Origin of the sequence: Microcoleus vaginatus PCC 9802 (assembly GCA_022701275.1) — a bacterium.
Taxonomy (GTDB): Bacteria; Cyanobacteriota; Cyanobacteriia; order Cyanobacteriales; family Microcoleaceae; genus Microcoleus; species Microcoleus vaginatus_A.
Genome location: CP031740.1, coordinates 1,963,956 through 1,983,089 on the forward strand (window position 1 = coordinate 1,963,956; position 19,134 = coordinate 1,983,089).

The 19,134-nt window shown below is 46.1% G+C and carries 12 protein-coding genes and 1 pseudogene; 8 read left to right on the forward strand and 5 right to left on the reverse strand.

The window, feature by feature from the left end:
• Positions 1 to 37 precede the first annotated feature (37 nt).
• From D0A34_08125 to D0A34_08135, 3 genes are read left to right on the forward strand one after another with little or no spacing between them, the layout of a single operon-like run.
• The gene (locus D0A34_08125; GenBank protein UNU18844.1) at positions 38 to 2,863 is read left to right on the forward strand and encodes a PAS domain S-box protein; all 2,826 of its coding nucleotides are present in this window, start codon (positions 38 to 40) and stop codon (positions 2,861 to 2,863) included.
• Positions 2,864 to 2,907: 44 nt separating this feature from the next.
• On the forward strand, positions 2,908 to 6,615 hold the full coding sequence (locus D0A34_08130) for a PAS domain S-box protein (GenBank protein UNU18845.1): 3,708 nt from the start codon (positions 2,908 to 2,910) through the stop codon (positions 6,613 to 6,615).
• Positions 6,616 to 6,619: 4 nt separating this feature from the next.
• Entirely contained in the window at positions 6,620 to 7,738 is a 1,119-nt protein-coding gene (locus D0A34_08135; GenBank protein ID UNU18846.1) for a hybrid sensor histidine kinase/response regulator, read from the forward strand.
• Between the two features lie 10 nt (positions 7,739 to 7,748).
• Here the strand turns inward: D0A34_08135 and D0A34_08140 are convergent, their stop codons facing one another.
• The gene (locus D0A34_08140) at positions 7,749 to 9,053 is read right to left on the reverse strand and encodes an FAD-binding oxidoreductase (protein UNU18847.1); all 1,305 of its coding nucleotides are present in this window, start codon (positions 9,051 to 9,053) and stop codon (positions 7,749 to 7,751) included.
• A 211-nt stretch (positions 9,054 to 9,264) separates the two neighbouring features.
• On the opposite strand from D0A34_08140, the gene D0A34_08145 reads away from it, so the two are divergent.
• A complete protein-coding gene (locus D0A34_08145) occupies positions 9,265 to 9,543 on the forward strand; it encodes a hypothetical protein (protein UNU18848.1) in 279 nt (92 codons plus the stop codon).
• Positions 9,544 to 9,593: 50 nt separating this feature from the next.
• Positions 9,594 to 10,133 carry a DUF2231 domain-containing protein gene (locus tag D0A34_08150; GenBank protein ID UNU18849.1) on the forward strand — a complete coding sequence of 180 codons (540 nt, stop codon included), beginning with the start codon at positions 9,594 to 9,596 and terminating at the stop codon, positions 10,131 to 10,133.
• 67 nt (positions 10,134 to 10,200) lie between these two features.
• Here the strand turns inward: D0A34_08150 and D0A34_08155 are convergent, their stop codons facing one another.
• The 3 genes from D0A34_08155 to D0A34_08165 form a co-directional block, all read right to left on the reverse strand.
• A complete protein-coding gene (locus tag D0A34_08155) occupies positions 10,201 to 10,521 on the reverse strand; it encodes a divalent-cation tolerance protein CutA (protein ID UNU18850.1) in 321 nt (106 codons plus the stop codon).
• A gap of 273 nt (positions 10,522 to 10,794) precedes the next feature.
• Positions 10,795 to 11,694, reverse strand: a complete 900-nt coding sequence (locus tag D0A34_08160; protein UNU18851.1) for a hypothetical protein — start codon at positions 11,692 to 11,694, stop codon at positions 10,795 to 10,797.
• Positions 11,695 to 11,947: 253 nt separating this feature from the next.
• Positions 11,948 to 14,461 carry a VWA domain-containing protein gene (locus tag D0A34_08165; GenBank protein ID UNU18852.1) on the reverse strand — a complete coding sequence of 838 codons (2,514 nt, stop codon included), beginning with the start codon at positions 14,459 to 14,461 and terminating at the stop codon, positions 11,948 to 11,950.
• Positions 14,462 to 14,805: 344 nt separating this feature from the next.
• Between D0A34_08165 and D0A34_08170 the strand changes: the two are divergent.
• The 3 genes and pseudogenes from D0A34_08170 (at position 14,806) to D0A34_08180 (ending at position 17,980) form a co-directional block, all read left to right on the forward strand.
• Positions 14,806 to 15,063, forward strand: a pseudogene (locus D0A34_08170) (Rpn family recombination-promoting nuclease/putative transposase).
• A 356-nt stretch (positions 15,064 to 15,419) separates the two neighbouring features.
• Positions 15,420 to 17,078: a CTP synthase gene (locus tag D0A34_08175; protein UNU18853.1), complete on the forward strand. Its 1,659-nt coding sequence runs from the start codon at positions 15,420 to 15,422 to the stop codon at positions 17,076 to 17,078.
• A 479-nt stretch (positions 17,079 to 17,557) separates the two neighbouring features.
• Positions 17,558 to 17,980 (forward strand): hypothetical protein, encoded by a 423-nt coding sequence (locus D0A34_08180; protein UNU18854.1) that lies wholly within the window; start codon positions 17,558 to 17,560, stop codon positions 17,978 to 17,980.
• A 149-nt stretch (positions 17,981 to 18,129) separates the two neighbouring features.
• On the opposite strand, the gene D0A34_08185 is transcribed toward D0A34_08180, so the two are convergent.
• A complete protein-coding gene (locus D0A34_08185; GenBank protein ID UNU18855.1) occupies positions 18,130 to 19,017 on the reverse strand; it encodes an ROK family protein in 888 nt (295 codons plus the stop codon).
• Between the last annotated feature and the right edge of the window lie 117 nt (positions 19,018 to 19,134).

Below are 19,134 nucleotides of genomic sequence, written 5' to 3' on the forward strand. Positions count from 1 at the left end.
GCGCTACCGAGGGCGCATTCACTACTAAAAATTCAACATGAAAACCCTGTTAAAAAAGCTGTTAGTTCCCCCCCACTTGGAGTACCTAGCACTGGATAAAGACTTTTTAATCCAAGAAACCTCTATCAAAGTGCAGCGGTTTGGCGAGTGTCCCGAGGAAGTAGTCGCCGGCAACGATGTCCGCATTCCCTTTCCAGAATTGGTGGGAACTGAAGAAATTTTAATCGATATTTTTGAAAAACGTTTGCCAAATTTTGAAGTAAAAGCGATCACGCGGCTATTAGAAAATGGTTCGCGGCTTTATTTTGATATGTATATTGTCGATTTTGCCAATGACGAGAATTATCCGAGATTAATTATATTTTTTCAAGATGTAACTGATAGGATGGCTTTAGAACAAACTCTAGTCCAAGCTACCAATGAAATGGATATTTTATTGAGTACCTTAGCCACTACTAATAATTATGTTGAAAAAATTATTACTTCAATGGCCGAAGTTTTGTTGGTAACAACAGCCTCGGGAAAGATTAAAAAAGTCAATCAAGCGGCTCAAGATTTGTTCGGTTACAGCGAATCAGAATTAGTAGGTCAGCAAATAGACGCTCTTGCTGCTTTTGGCTCCTCTTTGCAAGCAGTCAGCCAAGAGGAGCCTCAACAATCTCAAACTCACACCGAAGTAATTTGCACGGCAAAAAGCGGAAAAAAGCTCACAGTTTCGTTTTCGTGTACGGCGATTTCGACTGATATTAAAGGCGTTTCTGGCTCTTGGCCCGCCGTTCAAGATTTCGTGTACATCGGGCGCGATGTCACAGATAGACAGCGCGCCCGCAAGCGACAAATAACTCAGTACGTCACCACTCGCATCCTGTCGGCATCCGAAACAATCAAAAAAGCTATAGCAGCAATTCTGCCCGTAATTTGTGACAGCTTGGGATGGGATACTGCCGAACTTTGGATGCCAGAAGCTGGGGAAAAACTGCTGTCAGAAACTAAGAGAATAACTGCGGTTTCCGACCCCAATTTGCTTCGGTGCGTCGCCAGTTGGACAAAACGCTCAGTTTCTATCCCCAAATTTGCCGAATTTACGGAACAAATGACTTGTGCGTTTGGCGAAGGACTACCTGGTTTCGTTTGGGCCAGCGGTTCCTCTCAGTGGATTGCCGATGTCACCAAAAGCGACAGTTGTATACGCCGCGAAATCGCTGCTGAAGAAGGACTGCACGGAGCTTTTGGTTTTCCAATTTTGGGCGACTACGACCCTGAAAATTCTGCCAAGTCTGTGTTGGGCGTGATAATTTTTTTCAGCCGCGAAGTGCAGTGTTTTGATGAAGAATTGCTCCCGATAATCGCAACCATCGGCAGCCAACTCGGTCAATTCATCAAGCGCAAACAAGCGGAAATAGCTTTGCGGGAAAGCGAAGAACAACTGCGAGACTTATTTGAAAATGCTACTGACTTAATTCAAAGTATTGGAGCAGACGGTCATTTTTTGTATGTAAATCGGGCTTGGCGGGAAACTTTGGGCTACACCGAAGCAGAAATTGCTCAAATGACTGTTTTTGATATCATTCATCCGAACAGTTCCCCCGAGTCTCTGGATATATTGTATCAAGCTCTTACCCAAAAAAGCGTCAATGAAAATACCTCGTATCCCGCCTCTATTGAAATAATATTTATCACGAAGACTCATGAAAAAATTTTGCTCGAAGGCAGCATAAGCTGTAAATTTGCGGCAGGTTCGCTAGTAGCGATTCGCGCTATTTTGCGAGACATTACTGCTCGAAAAATGACCGAAGACGCCCTAGCTAAATCTGTGTCTCTGCTGCTAGCAACTTTTGATTCTACTGCAGACGGTATTTTAGCGATTGACAGGAGCGGAAAAATCGTCACTTTCAATCGACAATTTGTGGAAATGTGGGGCATACCTAATGAAGTGATGGCACTGCGAGACGACGCCACAACGATCGCCTTTGTCCTGAACCAACTCAAAGACCCCCAAGCATTTCAAGAGAGAATACAATCACTTTACGAGCAGCCAGAAGCCGAAAGTTACGACTTGTTGGAATTTCAAGACGGCAGATTTTTTGAACGCTATTCGCAACCGCAGCGGCTGGGAGATACAATTATCGGCAGAGTCTGGAGTTACCACGACATTACGGAACGCAAGCAAGCAGAAGATGCCCTGTGGGAAGAACAAGAAAAATCCGAAAAGCTGCTGTTAAATATCTTGCCCAAGGCAATAGCAGAACGCCTCAAGCAAAACGAAACTACTATTGCCGAATACTTTCCGGAAGTGACTGTTTTGTTCGCCGATATTGTGGGGTTTACTGCTTTGTCTGCCGTCATGAATCCGATCGAACTTGTGGATCTCCTAAATAAGATTTTCTCAGGATTCGACCTTTTGTGCGAACGGCACGGTTTAGAGAAAATCAAGACCATCGGCGACGCATACATGGCAGTAGGAGGACTGCCTGAACCCAGGGCAGACCACGCAGATGCGATCGCCAAAATTGCCCTAGATATGCAAGCAGAAATAGCCCAATTTAATGCTAACAATAATAAATATTTTAGCATCCGCATCGGCATTCACAGCGGCCCGGTTGTTGCCGGAGTAATTGGTATAAAGAAGTTTATTTATGATTTATGGGGCGACACGGTAAATATTGCTTCCCGCATGGAATCTCAGGGTTTGCCTTGGCGGATTCAAGTGAGCGAAACTACTTATAAATTGTTGGATAATAAATATTTGTTTCAGGAGCGAGGAATGATTGAAGTTAAAGGCAAAGGGGGAATGAAAACTTATATTCTCCTGGGTAGAAAATCAGGCAGCTCATCAGTCATCAGTCATCTGGCTGATGACTAAAAGTGTTGCTAAAGTTAATTAGCAATACTTTTTGACCAAGACTAATGGAACTTGCTAATTTGTCGGCAAATTTACGATCGCCCGACGAAGCTGTCGATCGCCACCCTGCCACGGTTGGGTCCTCGACTTCACTCGCAGAGGCGATCGCCCTGATGCGGCGGACGAGCAACCCTTGCCCACTGCCTAATTCACCTGCATTTTCCGACTCAAACGAAACTGTAAAAGCATCTATTAGTTGCGTCTTAGTTGTCGATGAAAATCAGCTAGTCGGACTGCTAAGCCCGGAAGATGTGCTGAACTTAGCCGCGGCCAAATACGGATGGCAAGGCATGAAAGTTGCCGACGCAATGACGCGGAATTTAATTGTCTTAAAAGAATCAGAATTTACAGATCTTATTACCGCATTTAAGCTATTTTGTCAATACTCGATCGATTGCTTGCCAATTGTAGATGAACGGGGTCAGCCAGTAGGTATAGTCAGCGAAAAAAGGATTCGCCCAGCAATGTATAGCTGGATCGAGGCACGGCATCAAGAAATGGCAAAGCTCCAGGAACAATGGCAACTGTTAGAGGGCAATTGTGAACGAGAAAAAGTCAGCGATCGCCAAAATGCCGAAAGTGCCATGCAGCAGAGCGAGGCGCGCTACCTGGCGATTGTGGAAGACCAAACCGAACTGATTTGCCGCTACCTCCCAGACGGTAAAATAACTTTTGTCAATCAAGCTTACTGCCGTTATTTCGGCGTGCAGCCGTTGGACTTGCTCGGCAAATGCTTCCTGTCCCTGCTGCCAGAAGCAGACCGAGAAATTTTTCAACAGCAATATACTTCTGTGTCTCCCGACAACCCTATTTTTACCTGCGAACACCGAGTAATTTTGCCCAGCGGGGAAATTCGCTGGCAGCAGTGGATCGATCGGGCGATATTCGACGAGAGCGGACAAATCGTCGAGTATCAAGCTGCAGGCCGCGATGTCACGGATCGCAAACAAGCAGAAATCGCTTTGCAGCAGCTCAATGCAGAGTTAGAACTGCGAGTGCAGCAGCGGACACAATGGTACGAAATGGCAGTATCGGCCGGCAAAGTGGGGGTTTGGGACTGGAATTTGGAAACCGGCGAAATCTACATTGCTCCGTCTTTGAAAGCTTTGTTGGGCTATCAGGACGCAGAGATTCCCAACCGCATGGAAAATTGGGTGTCTCACGTTCATCCCGACGATCGAGTTGCTGTCGAGGAAGCAGTAAAGGCTTATCTAGAGGGTGTGACAGACATTTATGAAGTAGAACACCGGATGCTGCGTAAAGACGGCAGCACCTGCTGGATACTTGCCCGCGGCAGCGCGATCCGATCGGCTTGTGGCAAAGCATTACACCTGACTGGCACTGACACCGACATTACCGAGCGCAAATTGACCGAAGAAAAGCTCCAAAACTCCGAAGCAGAACTGCTGGCGCTGTTTAATGCCATGACGGATATCGTGCTGGTTTTCGACGCAAGCGGCCGCTACCTCAAAATCGCCCCCACGGCTCCCGAACTGCTGTACAAACCGGCTCCTGAAGTGGTGGGCAAAACCCTCGCCGAAGTCTTCCCAGAAGCGGAAGCTAATTTTGCCCTAGCCCACATTCGCCAAACATTGGCATCGGGGCAAACCCACAGAGTTGAATACAGGATGGAAATTGGCTGCAAGTTATTTTGGTTTGATGCCAGTATTTCGCCGCTGGAGTTCGATCGAGTGATGTGGGTCGCCCGAGACATTACCGCTCGCAAACACGCAGAAGCTGCACTGCAAAAGAGCGAGGAAAAGTTTCGCAACTTATTTGACGATGCTCCGATCGCGCTTGGTTTGGCAAGCGTGCGCGACTACCGCACGATCAAAGTGAATGAAGCTCACCGCCAGATGTTGGGCTACAGCGATTCGGAGTTGGCTACCATGACTTTTACTGAACTCACGCATCCAGAAGATTTACAAGGAGATGTGGAGCAAGTCAAGCAGTTGGTGGAGGGCCATATTTCTCGCTTCCAAAGGGAAAAACGCTTGATTAAGAAGAATGGCGAGCTGATGTGGGCCAACTTGACGGTAACGCTGATCCGCGATCGCGAGGGCATTCCTCTCTACAGCATGGGGGCGATCGAAGATATCAGTTATCGTAAGCGGGCAGAAATGGAATTTCAGCAGTTAAAAGAACGCCTGCAATTTTTACTGGGTTCTAATCCGGCGGTAATTTTTACAGCCGCACCGATAGGGGACTTTTGTACTACTTACATCAGCGACAACGTTCAGACAATCCTTGGCTACGACCCCCAAGAATTGTTAGCAGATTGTAAATTTTGGTCTAGCAGGATTCACCCTGAAGATCGGCCACAATTTCTAGTAAATTTTTTGGATTTGTCCGCAGAAAAAAATTGCATTTCCGAGTATCGTTTTCTACACCAAGACGGAATTTACCGCTGGCTAAGGACGGAACTAAAACTATTGGTTGACAGCAGGGGCATTCCGATCGAAATTATTGGTTACGCCGCTGATATCAGCAATTCTAAATACGCCGAACTCGCTAGGGGGCAGCAGTTCGAGCAAGAACGGCTTGTGGAGGCGATCGCCCGTCGTGTCCGCCAGTCTTTGCAATTAGAGGAAATTCTCAACACCACGGTTGCGGAACTCCAGCAAGTATTATTAGCCGATCGAGTTTTGGTTTATCAACTTTTACCCAAAAGGGGCGGGCGAGTCATTGCTGAAGCCGTGGCAGAAGGATGCAGCCAACTCGTGGATAGATATTTTGGCGAAGAGGTTTTTCCGCCCCAAAGTTATCAGCTTTATTTGCAAGGGCGAATTTCTGCGATCTCCGAACTAGATGACCCCTGCATTACACCTTGTGTGATGGAGTTTATGAAACAAATTCAAGTTAGGGCAAAGTTAGTAGTGCCGATTATTCAGCACAGCCAGGTTTGGGGATTGCTGATTGCCCACCAATGCGATCGGCCTCGTGATTGGCAAGAATGGGAAATCAATTTATTTCAGCAGTTGGTGAATCAATTGGCGATCGCGATTCAGCAATCTCTACTTTACCAGCAACTGCAAGCTGAACTGAGCGATCGCAAACAAGCGGAAGCAAATTTGAAAAACTCCCTCAAAGAAAAAGAAATTTTGCTCAAAGAAATTCACCACCGCGTTAAAAACAACCTCTGCGTAGTTGCCAGTCTGTTAGAATTGCAATCGAACACAGTTGCCGACCCGCAAGTAAGCAAAATGTTTGAAGAAAGTCAGAATCGCCTTTATTCTATGGCTCTGATTCACGAAAAACTATACCGCTCGACTAACCTAGCGCAAATTAATTTTGGCGAATATCTCGAAGATTTGGTAAGTAACTTGTTTCACTCTTACAATATTAGCAACAACCGAATTCAGTTGCAGGTATTAGCTGAGCCAATTTCCCTAAATCTTGAAACCGCTACTCCCTGCGGTTTAATTGCCAATGAATTGGTTTCAAATACCTTGAAACACGCTTTTCCTGATGGCACAACTGGTACAGTTAGTGTAGAATGCTATCAAACGGGCGATCAAGAAATCAACCTCTTAGTTAAGGACAACGGTATTGGCTTTCCTCAAAACTTAGATTTTCGGAAAACTCACTCGATGGGGTTTCAAGTTGTCTGCACTTTAACCGAGCAGTTAGAGGGAACTATCGAAATATCCAGAAAATTGGGTACATCTTTTCACTTAAAATTTAACGAGTTAAACTATTTTCAAAGATTGTAAAAAGATGAGTTGTGCAGAAAAATTAATTAATATTTTGATTGTCGAAGACGAACTCTTAATTGCTAAAAATCTATCCCCAAAATTAGAAAAATTAGGATATCAAATCGCCGATATCGTTTCTTCAGGAGCGGATGCAATCCAGCGCGCCCGCGAACTAAGACCCGATTTAATTTTAATGGATATAGTTATCAAAGGCGACATTGACGGCATAGAAACAGCAGCAATAATTAATCAAGAATTAGATATACCAATTATCTATACAACTGCCTATGCTGACGACGAAACTTTGCAGCGAGCCGAAAAGACTGGTTCTTACGGCTACCTGCTCAAACCTTTTAAAGAAAGAGAAATGCACGCTACTATCAAGATAGCACTGAGCAAACATCAAGAAGCAGTTAGTCTGAAAAAAATAATGGCGTTAGCAGCAGAAAAAAATGAAAATAGAGCCCGCTTTATTTCAATGGCTTACCACGATTTAAACACTCCTTTAACTACCATACAGTTATCTGCTGAAATGCTAGAAGATAGCGAATTGCAGGGAACCATCGGAACTACGAATACAAATGTTGATCGGATTAAAAGAGCCGTCAGTAATATGAGTGGGCTGCTGGAAGATATTTTAATGCTTAGCAAAGCAGAATCAGGTAAAATTTCCTTAAATTTAAATCAGATTAATGCGACGGATTTATGCAATTCTATTTTAGAAGAACTGCAACCTATCGTCACCGACAAACACCTAGTACATTTCCGCAGTCACACAAATCCGCTGCACGCCAATCTCGATGCCAAACTACTGCACCACCTTCTGACTAATTTGCTTTCAAACGCCATTAAATATTCTCCAAACGGTGGTAAGGTCAGTTTAGACTTAAGCTGCGAAAATCAACAAATAATTTTGTGCGTTCGAGATGAGGGAATTGGGATGACACCGGAATATCAAGGAAAACTATTTCAGCAGTTTGAACGGGGTGCTAATGTAGGCAAGATTAAAGGATCGGGTTTGGGACTCTGCATTGTCAAACACATAGTTGACCTGCACGGCGGTACAATAAGTGTGGAAAGTGCGATCGACAAAGGTACTACATTTATTGTCGCGCTGCCTTTTTTAGTTAATAGTCAGTAGTCAGTAGTCATTAGTCATCTATCCTTCTTCCTTCTTCCTTCTTCCTTCTTCCTTCTTCCTTCTTCCTTCTTCCTTCTTCCTTCTTCCTGACATCCGTTACATCCGTTACATCCGTTACAGAATCCGTTGCCGAACTTCCTTCTGCGATAAATCTATGGGGAGACAAAAGCTCGATCGCCCTATCTTCTTCTCCCCCCGCCGCCTTCGCAAATCGCTCAGCCAAAGCAGGTACAATCACCAAAGGATTGCTGAGACCAGAAAAAACGTGCAATCCAGGGCGATCGGCAATCGGCCCCACTACAGGCAAATTATCAGCGCTAAATGCCACAATACACTCGTGCCAAGTTGCCGGTAAACCTGCCAAATCAGGCAAAACTTTGCTGATTCCTGCACGAATTGCCGTTTCGCTCGTTTCGCGATCGACTGTAGCATTCAAATCGCTCAAAGTGCGCGACAATTGCCCAATCCGCAAACTCCCATCCTTAAACCCAATTGCACCCGAATCTAAAATCGGCGGCTGTAACTCTTTACCCGGTTCATCCCAAAGAAAATCCACCTCACTTCTACTCGATTCAGCTTCCAATTCAAAACGTTTTAATACCGCAGGCATCACCAAAGTCCGGAGTTTCAAATCCACAGGTGCAGTTTCCAAAATCTCCGTGCGCGTAAAATAAACTCCCACAGAAACACCAGCCGCCTTCAGCAAACTCCGACTCCAACCTCCAGCACAAACCACAGCATTTTCACAACGATAAATTCCTTGCGCCGTCTTGACTCCCGAAATCCGATTTCCCTCTTCTATAAACCCAATTACTTCAGCAAATTCTATCGTTCCTCCCAACCGCAGAAACCCTTGACAATAAGCTTTATTTGTGGCTGTCGGCGAAATGTGGCCGTGACGCACAGTCAGAGCTCCGGCGATCGCACTTTTATTCAGCAAAGGTTCCAGCTCCCCAGCTTCTGCAACGCTCAAAAGCTGCGGAACAATCGCAAAATGCGCGTAATTAGCCGCCGCTTTTTCCGCATCAGTACCCGCATCAATTGTCAGCAACAAATCCAACTCGCGAAACTCAGTATCAGCATCTAATTCCGCCGATAAATTGCGGTGGCGTTCGATACCTTCCCGACACAATTGGCGAGTTAAATCAGTCGTTCCCGACCAATAAGCCAAGCCACCGTAACTAAAACGAGTCGCATTTTGCAGGGTAGCATCTCGTTCCAAAAGCAGCACAGCAAAACCTTTTTTTGCCAGTTCGTAACTCAGTGCAGCACCCGTAATGCCACCGCCGACAACAATCCAATCGTAACTTTTCATGGGCAACTCAAAGAAAAGGAAAATATCATGCTTAGATTTTAGCTTACGTTTTTTCGGAACCAATCGAAAAACCTCTACCTACAGGAAGAGGCTGCCTGCGATCAGCATAACTGAAACTTCCACCCCTCGGGAGATGTTTGTGCAGGGAGATTTTTCGTTCAATAGTAGGAATTAGAGTCAGCAAAAAATTAGAAATACCAGAGAGGTTTTTATGAGTATCGACAAACCAGGCAAAGATATGGAGCGCACGGTCAATCCGGGCGATCGCATTTCCGACGAACCGCAAACCCTCGAAGAAAAAGCCCAGCAACTGGCGGTAGACCACGTGCCAGACATCACGGGCGATGTTGTTACAGTTCCAACTTATGTGATGGTAGAAGAAGCCGATGGGGAAAAGAAAGCCCTGCACCACGTCAAAGACGCCGATGAAATTTCCGACGTAATTCGCCAGGCCCGCGTTGACGAAAATGGCGAGCGGATTTGGGATTAAGTTCAATCCAATAAAAACGGCTTTGTTGTACAAAAGTTATCGTAGAAATCATGGAAACAAATCCCAGAAATAGTACGCCCTATCCCAATCTTCCGCCGATTCTCGAAAGTCTCGACTCAGAGTATCGCGACGCCGGCATTACGAGTTCAGTTGCAATTGCAGGCCATCCGCTTCACCCCGTACTCGTACTGTTTCCGGTAGCCTTTTTAGTAGGAGCAGCCGGCACCGACATAGGTTATTGGCTGACCAGCGATCCGTTTTGGGCGAGAGCTTCGGTTTGGCTGATGGGTGTCGGTTTTGCTGCGGGGATTTTGGCCGCAATCACGGGCTTTTTAGATTTTTTCAAAGTTAAAAGAGTGCGCGAACGCAGTGCCGGTTGGTTGCACATGGGCGGCAATATCGCGGTTATGGTACTTACCCTGATTAACCTGGTGTTGCGACAAGGAAATCCGGCTGAGCCGATCGTATATACAGGTTTAGCAATTTCGGTCGTCGTGGCAGCCTTGCTGGGCATTACAGGCTGGTACGGCGGCGAACTAAGTTTTCGCCACAAAATCGGCGTCATCGGCCCTAGCAGTCATAATTCCTAGGTTTCTGACCATTTGTAATAGGGACTTCCGTCCCTCTTCAGCGGGTAATTTAGGACTAAAGTCTTGACTACAAACTTAAAGATTGTCCCAGCCAATTGAGATAAGCATCGCTGCCAGCGATAATAGGAATAGCAATAATTTCGGGAACTTCATAGGAATGGAGTTCCTGAACTTTTGTTTTTAAAGCCTCAAATTTAGCCATATCAGTTTTAATCACCAACTGCCACTCTGACTCGGCATGAATCTCGCCTTGCCAAGTATAAATAGAGCGAATTGGCGATAAACTCACACAAGCAGCCAGCTTGTGTTCAACTAAAGATTTAGCGAGATTCTCTGCCTCCGCCTCCGATGGCACAGTTACCAGCACCACCCCAAAATTAACAGTCATAACGATTTTAGATTTGAGATTAAAGAATTGATTTCAACCGACAACCTTGAGCGTAATTCTTTGTAGCTACAGGGCAATGCCTTGTCAGGCGCGGATATCTACCACTTTTAATAATTCTAGTTACCGGATTTAATCGATCCTGTCGCCTCTAAATTTTACAGTCAAGTTGGATGAAATTCTTGTGGGGAGTAGGGGTGGGGTGGGATGGCCGCCCAAAAATCCAATTCAGATACGCAATTACCAATTCCCCACTTCCAAATTCCCCCTTCCCCATTACCCATTTTTAATTTCCGTAACTTCCCAAGAATTGACTCTGCCCGCTCCAGCTAAGGAAAAATAGCGCCTAGTAGATTCCGGCAAAATAGCTCCCGCCAACAAAGCATTATCTAAATTAGCTCCTATTAAGCTCGCCTCGCTCAAATCTGCTGCCATCAAATCAGCTTGACACAGCTTCGCCCAATTCAGATTTGCCCCTCTCAAACAACTTCCCTTCAACTTAGCCCCGGTTAAGTTTGCTCCCGCCAACTTCACCCCTCGCAACTGAGCCGCGCTGAAATTTGCTCCCGTCAAATTCGAGCCTTCCAAATTAGCTCCCATTAGTTTAGCTTCACTCACGTTGACGCCGCTCAAATCTGCACCGCAGAGATTCACCCCTGTCAACTGCGCTCGCCGCAGACTGACTCCGGTTAATTGAGCTCCAAAAAGTTTTGCACTATTGAGCTTTGCACCATACAGGTTGGCCCATTTAAAATTAGCTGCCGTCAGATTTGCGCCCAGCAAGTTAACTAATTGCAAGTCGGCGCTACACAAATTGGCATTCCACAACACAGCACCGCGCAGGTTGGCGCCAGTTAAAGTTGCGCCACTTAACTTTGCTCTGGGCAATTTTGCTTTTACCAAAAAAGCTCCGCTGAGATTAGCTTTTGTCAAATCTGCGCCCGAAAGTTGGGTTTCGCCCATTTTGGCAAAACTCAGATTTGTTCTTTGTAACACTGCGCCTTGGAGTGTTGCTTTGGTGAGAAACGCTCTGCTGAGGTTCGCCCCGGAAAGATTAGCTCGTGAAAGGTTGACTCCGATTAAGATTGCTCCGCTGAGGTTTGCCCCGCTGAGGTCGGCTCCAGTAAAATCTCTGTGTCCTTTTTCGTAATTGTTGAGCAGTTCACTAACTTCCATAGGGCATCATACCTTCTATGATTGTGGGGTTTCGATCCAGAAATCTTTACTGTTAAGGTTGTTTCAGAAAGGAAACTGTTTTAGAAAGGAAACTGTTTTAGCGTTTGCCTCAAACGGTATAAATTTCATTAACATGACTTCCTGTTTAAAGGCAATCTCTTAATAAAGATTTTATATCTTCCACGCGGTAGCGATCGCCATTTCGGTATTTTTGAATTAAAAGTTAATGTTTTGTGACATAGATAGTCCTTGCTTAACGATCGACCGTTATTCGCAATTTCAGGCGCAGCGCGCCCTTGAATCCTGCGGGAGGTTGCCAGGAACTCAAGGCCTGCTTGAGAGTCTCTACGGCGTCTGTTGCTTGCATCGTCGAGGTTTGATGGTCGATCGCCACTCGGGCAACGCGGCCTTCTTGTACCGATAACTCCCACACCGTTTCACCGCTAACCCCCGCCGGGAGATTAACAGATTGCAGGTATTGAGTCAAAGCGGCGAGTGCCCCGGCATCCAACCCTTCGGCGCTAACTACTTGGAGGCGAGAAACCTTTGGCTGCGAGGGTTGCAACTGACCGTAACCGGGCTGCCGCGGCATAGCAGGAGCTGGACTCACGGGTGCCGAGTTGCGATTCGAGGTAACGCTGCGAGTGCCGCCTCTAGTTGGCTCTGCCCCCTCCGACTGGAAAATACCTTCATAGCTGACACCCTGCGGCAATTCCACAGGCACTTGCACTCGACGACGAGTTCCATCTGGTTCGACTCGCACTTCTTCGCTCACAGCCACAAAAGCCGTGTATTCCGACAGCAAGCGATAAGTCAGAGCAGTATTAGTCACAGCTTCCACCAGAGATTTAGTCTCACCACCAAACATTTGATTCATTAAATCTTTAATGCGCGATCGCCCCCAAAGTTGAGCTACCGCCGGATTGCCAAAATCCGTAGCGCCTGCTGCGACTGAAGTTGACTCCCGCTGCCGCGCGCCGGCGGATCGAGCAAAATTAACAGGTAAAACTTGCTCGTAAGCTTTGCCGCCGGCAAGAGTGCCGCGGATGCGAAGTTGGCCGTTAGTTCGATCGCTCTTTTTGCCAAACAAAACCAGCGGCTGACTCGCAAACAAGTCTGGAGGTGCGATCGGATAAATCTCTGGTTTTTCCCCCATTCCTTCCCAACTAATTTGAATATTAGTCAATACCGGACGATTAATTTCCCGAAAAAACTTGTCTGCCGCTTCTGCCGACGGTTCATCATGACGAATTACTTGAGACGTGCCTCTTCCCACTTCCGCCAAACGGTTAATCAAAAACCGATTCACCGAACCGCCGACACCAAAACTATAAAGTCGATTTCCCGGTTTCAGACTCCCCTGAACCCGCGCTAGCACTTCATTTTCATTACCAATGTAACCGTCAGTAATTAATACAATACTCCGCAGCCTTCCCGTTGCCGCCGCCGGAAAATTCATCACTGCTTGAATGCCGTTAAGCAATTCACTGCCACCGTTAGCCTGCAACTTTTCGATATAATTAATTGCTTTTTGTCGATTTTCGGGAGTATTTGCTAAAGGAGTTGTGGAAAGCGCTTTGGCAGTATTTGCAAAATCAATAATAGTAAAAGTATCGGTGGGATTCAGCCCTTGAATAAAGCGCCGCATCAACTCCTTAGATTTTGCCAGCGGTTCGCCCTGCTGAGAACCGGAAGTATCCATCAGAAACACGACATCTTTAGGTACAATTTCATTAGTTTTGTAATTTAATGCCGGAATTAAATAAGTAGCAAAATGACCGCCCCGCTTGTCGGATTGAGTCAAAATAGTTGCCCGAGTGTTTTCGCCCGCGACTCGATAGCGCAGAATTAAATCTTTATTGGGAATTGTGTCTGAATTGGCTAATTGGACTTGCACAATATTGCCGCTGCGGTCAGTTGTAATTTGATGGGAAGTAGAGCGAACATCGCCGATCGCAACTCCGGCATCTATTTCTACCGAAACAGCGATATTGTGACCCGATCGTGTTCCCGGAGGCAAAACAGGCGGGTTAATGCGATCGGCATCGGTATTAACCCCCCCCTGCCCCCCCCTTACTAAGGGGGGCGTCGAATTTCTCGAAATATAGCGTGGCCCTACCACCATTGGAAACACAAATTCATAATCGCCGCCGGCAAACTTGAGACTTTCCGTGTAGCGAATCGTAACTTCAATTTTTTCTCCGGGTTTGATATTAGCGAGAGACTGAGTAAAAATATTGTCGCGTTCTTGTTCCAACAAACCAGCAGTCCGGCCTTGCTTTCTGGCTTGTTCGTAAATTTCCAAAGCTTCCTCGCGGAGTTTGATATCAGCTTTAATAGTTCGTGACCCTATTTTAATTTCCATATCGTCCACCGCCGCTTCGTCGGGCAAAGGAAATATATAAACAGCTTCTATAGATTCAGGAAAAGGATTTTCAAACTTCTGAACAACTTCGACGCGGGAGATATTGCCAGCTATTTTGGCTTTAACTTCAGTCTGCTTGAGAGGAAAGACTTGTTCTGAGGTCGTATTTGGAGTTTTGACGAACAAACCGCCGACTCGACAGCGAGTTTCCGGCGATCGTCCGCCATTGCAATTAACATCGTTACTAGCGAGGATTTTCGGCGACACAGAGGAATAATTTTCCCCAAGAGCTTTGGCCTGCGCCACATTTGGAACCAGCCACGCGCCACACTCGATGGCTGCGAGCAATGCGATACCAGCAGAAAGCAACCGTTGAGGGGATAGAACGCAGACAAACTTCATAGCTGTTTTTTTTAGCAGACTTGAGGTGCTTTGTCTACCATGACTTTACGCTTCGCGAAACGTTCCTGAGTTAGCTTTCTGGGAAAAATGACTGAGCGCGTAGGGCTGATTTTAGATTTTAGATTTTAGATTTTAGATTGACTCGTCTAGGGGCGGACTGGGCGCTGGAACTTTTGTCGAAGCCATGATTGCTCAGGGCGACTGCTGTCGGCCGCTCGATCCGTATTTGGGTGAGGTCGGTTGGGGCGATCGTCCGCGAACCCCAACCTAGAAGATTGTAGGATAGTTAAATAATTAAATAACTCTAACCTCAACTTTTCAACCTCTAATAAATTGCAATTACCCTGAATTTTATCAATCCTAAAACCGATTTTCCCTTTAATAAAATTTTCGGTTCGGCTGAGAGTAAGGACATTTTGATTAGTTTCTTGAATGCCCTGCTCTACGAAGCACAGCCAGTCATCGAAGACTTAGAAATTATTGACCCTTATTTAGCTCCCAAAATCAAAGGAGTCAAAGATACTTACTTGGATGTCAAAGCTAAGATTGATGGCAACAAAACGGTAATTATTGAAATGCAAGTATTGAATGTAGAGTCATTCTTAGAGAATTTAGGGGAGGCCGTCTTAGAGTTGGCCAGTGTGTCAGATTTGAGAGATCGATTGCAGAAATATTTTTGAGGAAGGGAAAAGAAGTCTTGGGAGTTGGTGGTTTTCTCAAAAGATCGATCGCCCTTGACTGGTATCCGCGCAAAGCGAACTGATGAACAATCAACAGTTTTGAAATTGGCCTACGAGCTTAAAACCCCTGCAAACCGCCCGATCGAGGTCGTGCGCCACTCATCGTATCCCCACCCGTATTTGAGAAATGGTCAAACACTGCTGGACAATTTTTGATTTTAGCTCTTAGAGTTGAGTGTTACCTTCTTAAATGAGAAAGATCTAAAGTCGAAAATCCTATGAGCAAATTTGTGTTTGTGACCGGCGGCGTGGTTTCCAGCATCGGCAAGGGAATTGTCGCTGCTTCCTTGGGCCGCCTATTGAAGTCGCGGGACTATTCTGTCTCGATTTTGAAACTAGACCCCTATATTAACGTTGACCCCGGCACTCTCAGCCCGTTTCAGCACGGAGAAGTCTTCGTGACGGAAGACGGTGCGGAAACAGACCTGGATTTGGGGCACTACGAGCGTTTTACCGATACTTCCATGTCTCGCCTCAACAGCGTCACCACGGGTTCCATTTATCAAGCGGTGATCAACAAAGAACGCCGCGGCGAGTATCAGGGGAGTACGGTGCAGGTGATTCCGCACATCACTAACGAAATTAAAGAGCGAATTCACCGAGTAGCAAAAAATACTAATCCCGATGTCGTGATTACGGAAATCGGCGGAACGGTGGGAGATATTGAATCTTTGCCGTTTTTGGAGGCAATTCGGCAGTTTCGCAAGGATGTCGGTCGGCAAAATGTTGTGTATATGCACGTCACGCTGATACCTTGGATTCCCTCGGCTGGGGAGATGAAAACTAAACCGACTCAGCATTCGGTGAAGGAATTGCGGTCGATCGGCATTCAACCAGATATTTTAGTCTGTCGGTGCGATCGCCCGCTGTCTTTGGGCATGAAACAGAAATTGTCGGAATTCTGCAACGTACCCGAAGAATGTGTCATCACCGCTCAAGATGCCAAAAGTATCTACGAAGTGCCGCTGATGATGGAACAGGAAGGTTTAGCGGAACAAACCATCAATTTGCTGCAACTGGAACCGCGCCACCCCGATTTGACTCAGTGGCAAACCTTAGTCAAGCGGCTTTACAATCCTAACCACAAGATTGATATTGCTTTGGTGGGCAAATACGTGCGGTTGAACGATGCTTATCTTTCGGTGGTCGAAGCTTTGCGACACGCAGCAATCTCGATCGGCTGCGACCTAAATTTGCACTGGATTAACTCAGAAGATTTAGAATCGGGAAACATCGAAAGTTATCTCAAAGATATCAAGGGCATTCTTGTGCCCGGAGGTTTTGGGGTTCGGGGAGTAGACGGCAAAATAGCGGCGATCGAATATGCCAAACACCATAAAATACCCTTTTTGGGATTGTGTTTGGGGATGCAGTGTGCTGTGATTGAATGGGCGCGCAACATCGCCCAACTAGAGGATGCCAACAGCGCTGAATTTAACCCAGATACCGCAAATCCGGTAATTAATTTATTGCCAGAACAGCTAGATGTAGTTGATTTGGGCGGTACAATGCGACTGGGTTTATATCCGTGCCGTGTCAACCCAGACACCCTCGCTTTCAAACTTTATCAGAAAGAAGTGATTTATGAGCGGCACCGCCATCGGTACGAATTTAACAACGCCTACCGCAATCTTTTCTTAGAATCAGGTTATGCAGTCTCTGGGACATCTCCCGACGGCCGATTGGTAGAAATGATCGAATTGCCCAACCATCCCTTTTTCATAGCCTGTCAATTTCACCCCGAATTCCAATCTCGACCTAGCGCCCCCCACCCCTTGTTTCAGGGGTTTATCGAGGCGGCGAGCGTGCAGGGAAATCAGGATTTTTTAGAAGCTCCGGGGCGCGACTTGGTGGCCGGGAAACTTGCAGGAAACTGATCTCATCTCATGTTCGAGCGATTAGTTCTGATATATTAGATGTCTGTAGGGGCGGGTGAGAGTACACAATATTCAAATCAGGCAGACAATGGATCGTACTCTCACCCGCCCAACCCAACAATCGGATTTGATTGGGGTCGCACTTACCGGACATGATATCGGGCAGCATTCTCAACCAGTGAAAAATCTCACCCCTGAGCCCTAGCATAGGGGTTGGGAGAGAGTACCCGAAGGGAGAAGGCAAAAGGCACAAGGTAGAAGGCAGAAGGCAGAGGGTAAAAATGCTCATATTTTTACTTAACTTTTTAGCTTTGATTTCAAAGGTGATACCAGTTAAAAAAAAATGCAACTTTAGGCAAGTTCCAAACCCTGATAGTCATCAGTCATGCCCAATCTAAAATCTACAATCTAAAATCTAAAATGGTATGAGTTGTCAAACTATCCTAAAATACCAGGAAACACAGGTTTGAGGAGGCTTTGTGGCTTATTGGAGCAAAATTACTTATGAGAAAAGTACATACATAATTGACCTTGACACTATTAGTGCTTTTTCTAGCGAACTGGATAACAAGCGTCTCACATTTTGGCTGCCTAATAGCAGTCAGCCGATTATCCTCAATCCCCAAGGGAATTATGAGGCTTACAAGCAAGTTCTCGATTACCTCAAAAAAACCCTTGATCGCAATTCAAGAGGATCGTGGATTAAAATTCATTATGACCGCAAAGAATTTGCGATCGATATGAGTCGAATTAGCTCTTTTGCTTGCGAACAAAACGGTCGGCTAAGCTTTTGCCTGCCTGACAGCGCAACTAATATTGTTATCCTCCGCCAAAGCAACCCGGAGGCTTATCAAGAAATTCAGGAATACATTAAAAAGACGACTGGGCAATCTCTGCCATGAAAAGTCATTAGTCATTGAAGGATAAAGGGAGACTCTGTTTAGTAACTTCTCACATTCATTTAATTTTTTTTAGGTAAAATGCTTAGGTTGCACCGTAAGTTTAGATATGAAAAAAGCGCAGTAAAATGCGCTGCCTTTTTAAATTTTAACTATTGAGCAAGCTGCCAAGCTAATTTGGCTGCCCCTACCATGCCTGCTTGATTGCCCAATTCAGCAACCAATAACTGCAAATCTTCGCGAGAACTCGGCAGAACCCGCCGCTCAATTTCTTCTCGAACCTGCGGCAAGAAAAATTCAGAACCTGCACTAATTCCACCGCCGATAATAATAGCTTCCGGCGTCAAAATATAAATGAGACTTGCCAAACCGATACCCAGATAGCGCCCGTAATTTTGCCAATATTCTAAAGCTTTGGCATCTCCCGACTTGGCTAAATTTGCTAATTCTACAGGTTCCAAACCCGTTTCCCGGCGAATTGCTTGCACCGAAACGTACTGTTCTAAAGAACCGCGATTGCCACTGTTGCACTCCGGGCCGTCGGGATTTATAGTAATCAATCCTAGTTCTCCGGCCGCGCCTTGATGACCTACAAATAGTTTGCCGTCTAGGATAACTGCACCGCCGACTCCTGTACCTAAAGTTATTAAAATTAGGTCTTTAAAGTGCCTTCCTGCGCCCAACCAAGCTTCTCCCAATCCGGCACAGTTGGCATCATTTGCTAACATGGTCGGCAGTCCGGTTTTAGCTTCCACCCAGTCAGCGAGGGGGACGTTATGCCAGTTTTTGAGGTTAATTGCTACTCTCGCTATTCTGCCAGCGGCGTCTGCGGGGCCGGGAGTGCCGATGCCGATCGCACTTACAGCATTTTCCACCGGATTCAGTTGTAAAATAGCATCGGTCATTGTAGCTAAAACGGCTTCTGGCGTTGCCGGTTGAGGAGTTGGGACAGTTAAGGATTGATGACAAATGCCGTCTTCGCTAAATCTGCCGAGTTTAATTGCGGTTCCGCCTAAGTCAATGCCGATTACTTGTGTCATTCGATGTGGGTTTTGGATGCAATAAGGTGGGACTAACTTTAATAGTATAAACCTATTGTATGTGCGCCTAGCACAGCTTATAAATTAAGTTTGTAGTGAGGACTGAAGTCCTCAAAC

Bases quoted from the DNA above. Each gene is read 5' to 3' on its own strand.
- D0A34_08125 (UNU18844.1), top strand. From the start codon at position 38: ATGAAAACCCTGTTAAAAAAGCTGTTAGTTCCCCCCCACTTGGAGTAC.
- D0A34_08130 (UNU18845.1), top strand. From the start codon at position 2,908: ATGGAACTTGCTAATTTGTCGGCAAATTTACGATCGCCCGACGAAGCT.
- D0A34_08135 (UNU18846.1), top strand. From the start codon at position 6,620: ATGAGTTGTGCAGAAAAATTAATTAATATTTTGATTGTCGAAGACGAA.
- D0A34_08140 (UNU18847.1), bottom strand. From the start codon at position 9,053: ATGAAAAGTTACGATTGGATTGTTGTCGGCGGTGGCATTACGGGTGCT.
- D0A34_08145 (UNU18848.1), top strand. From the start codon at position 9,265: ATGAGTATCGACAAACCAGGCAAAGATATGGAGCGCACGGTCAATCCG.
- D0A34_08150 (UNU18849.1), top strand. From the start codon at position 9,594: ATGGAAACAAATCCCAGAAATAGTACGCCCTATCCCAATCTTCCGCCG.
- D0A34_08155 (UNU18850.1), bottom strand. From the start codon at position 10,521: ATGACTGTTAATTTTGGGGTGGTGCTGGTAACTGTGCCATCGGAGGCG.
- D0A34_08160 (UNU18851.1), bottom strand. From the start codon at position 11,694: ATGGAAGTTAGTGAACTGCTCAACAATTACGAAAAAGGACACAGAGAT.
- D0A34_08165 (UNU18852.1), bottom strand. From the start codon at position 14,461: ATGAAGTTTGTCTGCGTTCTATCCCCTCAACGGTTGCTTTCTGCTGGT.
- D0A34_08175 (UNU18853.1), top strand. From the start codon at position 15,420: ATGAGCAAATTTGTGTTTGTGACCGGCGGCGTGGTTTCCAGCATCGGC.
- D0A34_08185 (UNU18855.1), bottom strand. From the start codon at position 19,017: ATGACACAAGTAATCGGCATTGACTTAGGCGGAACCGCAATTAAACTC.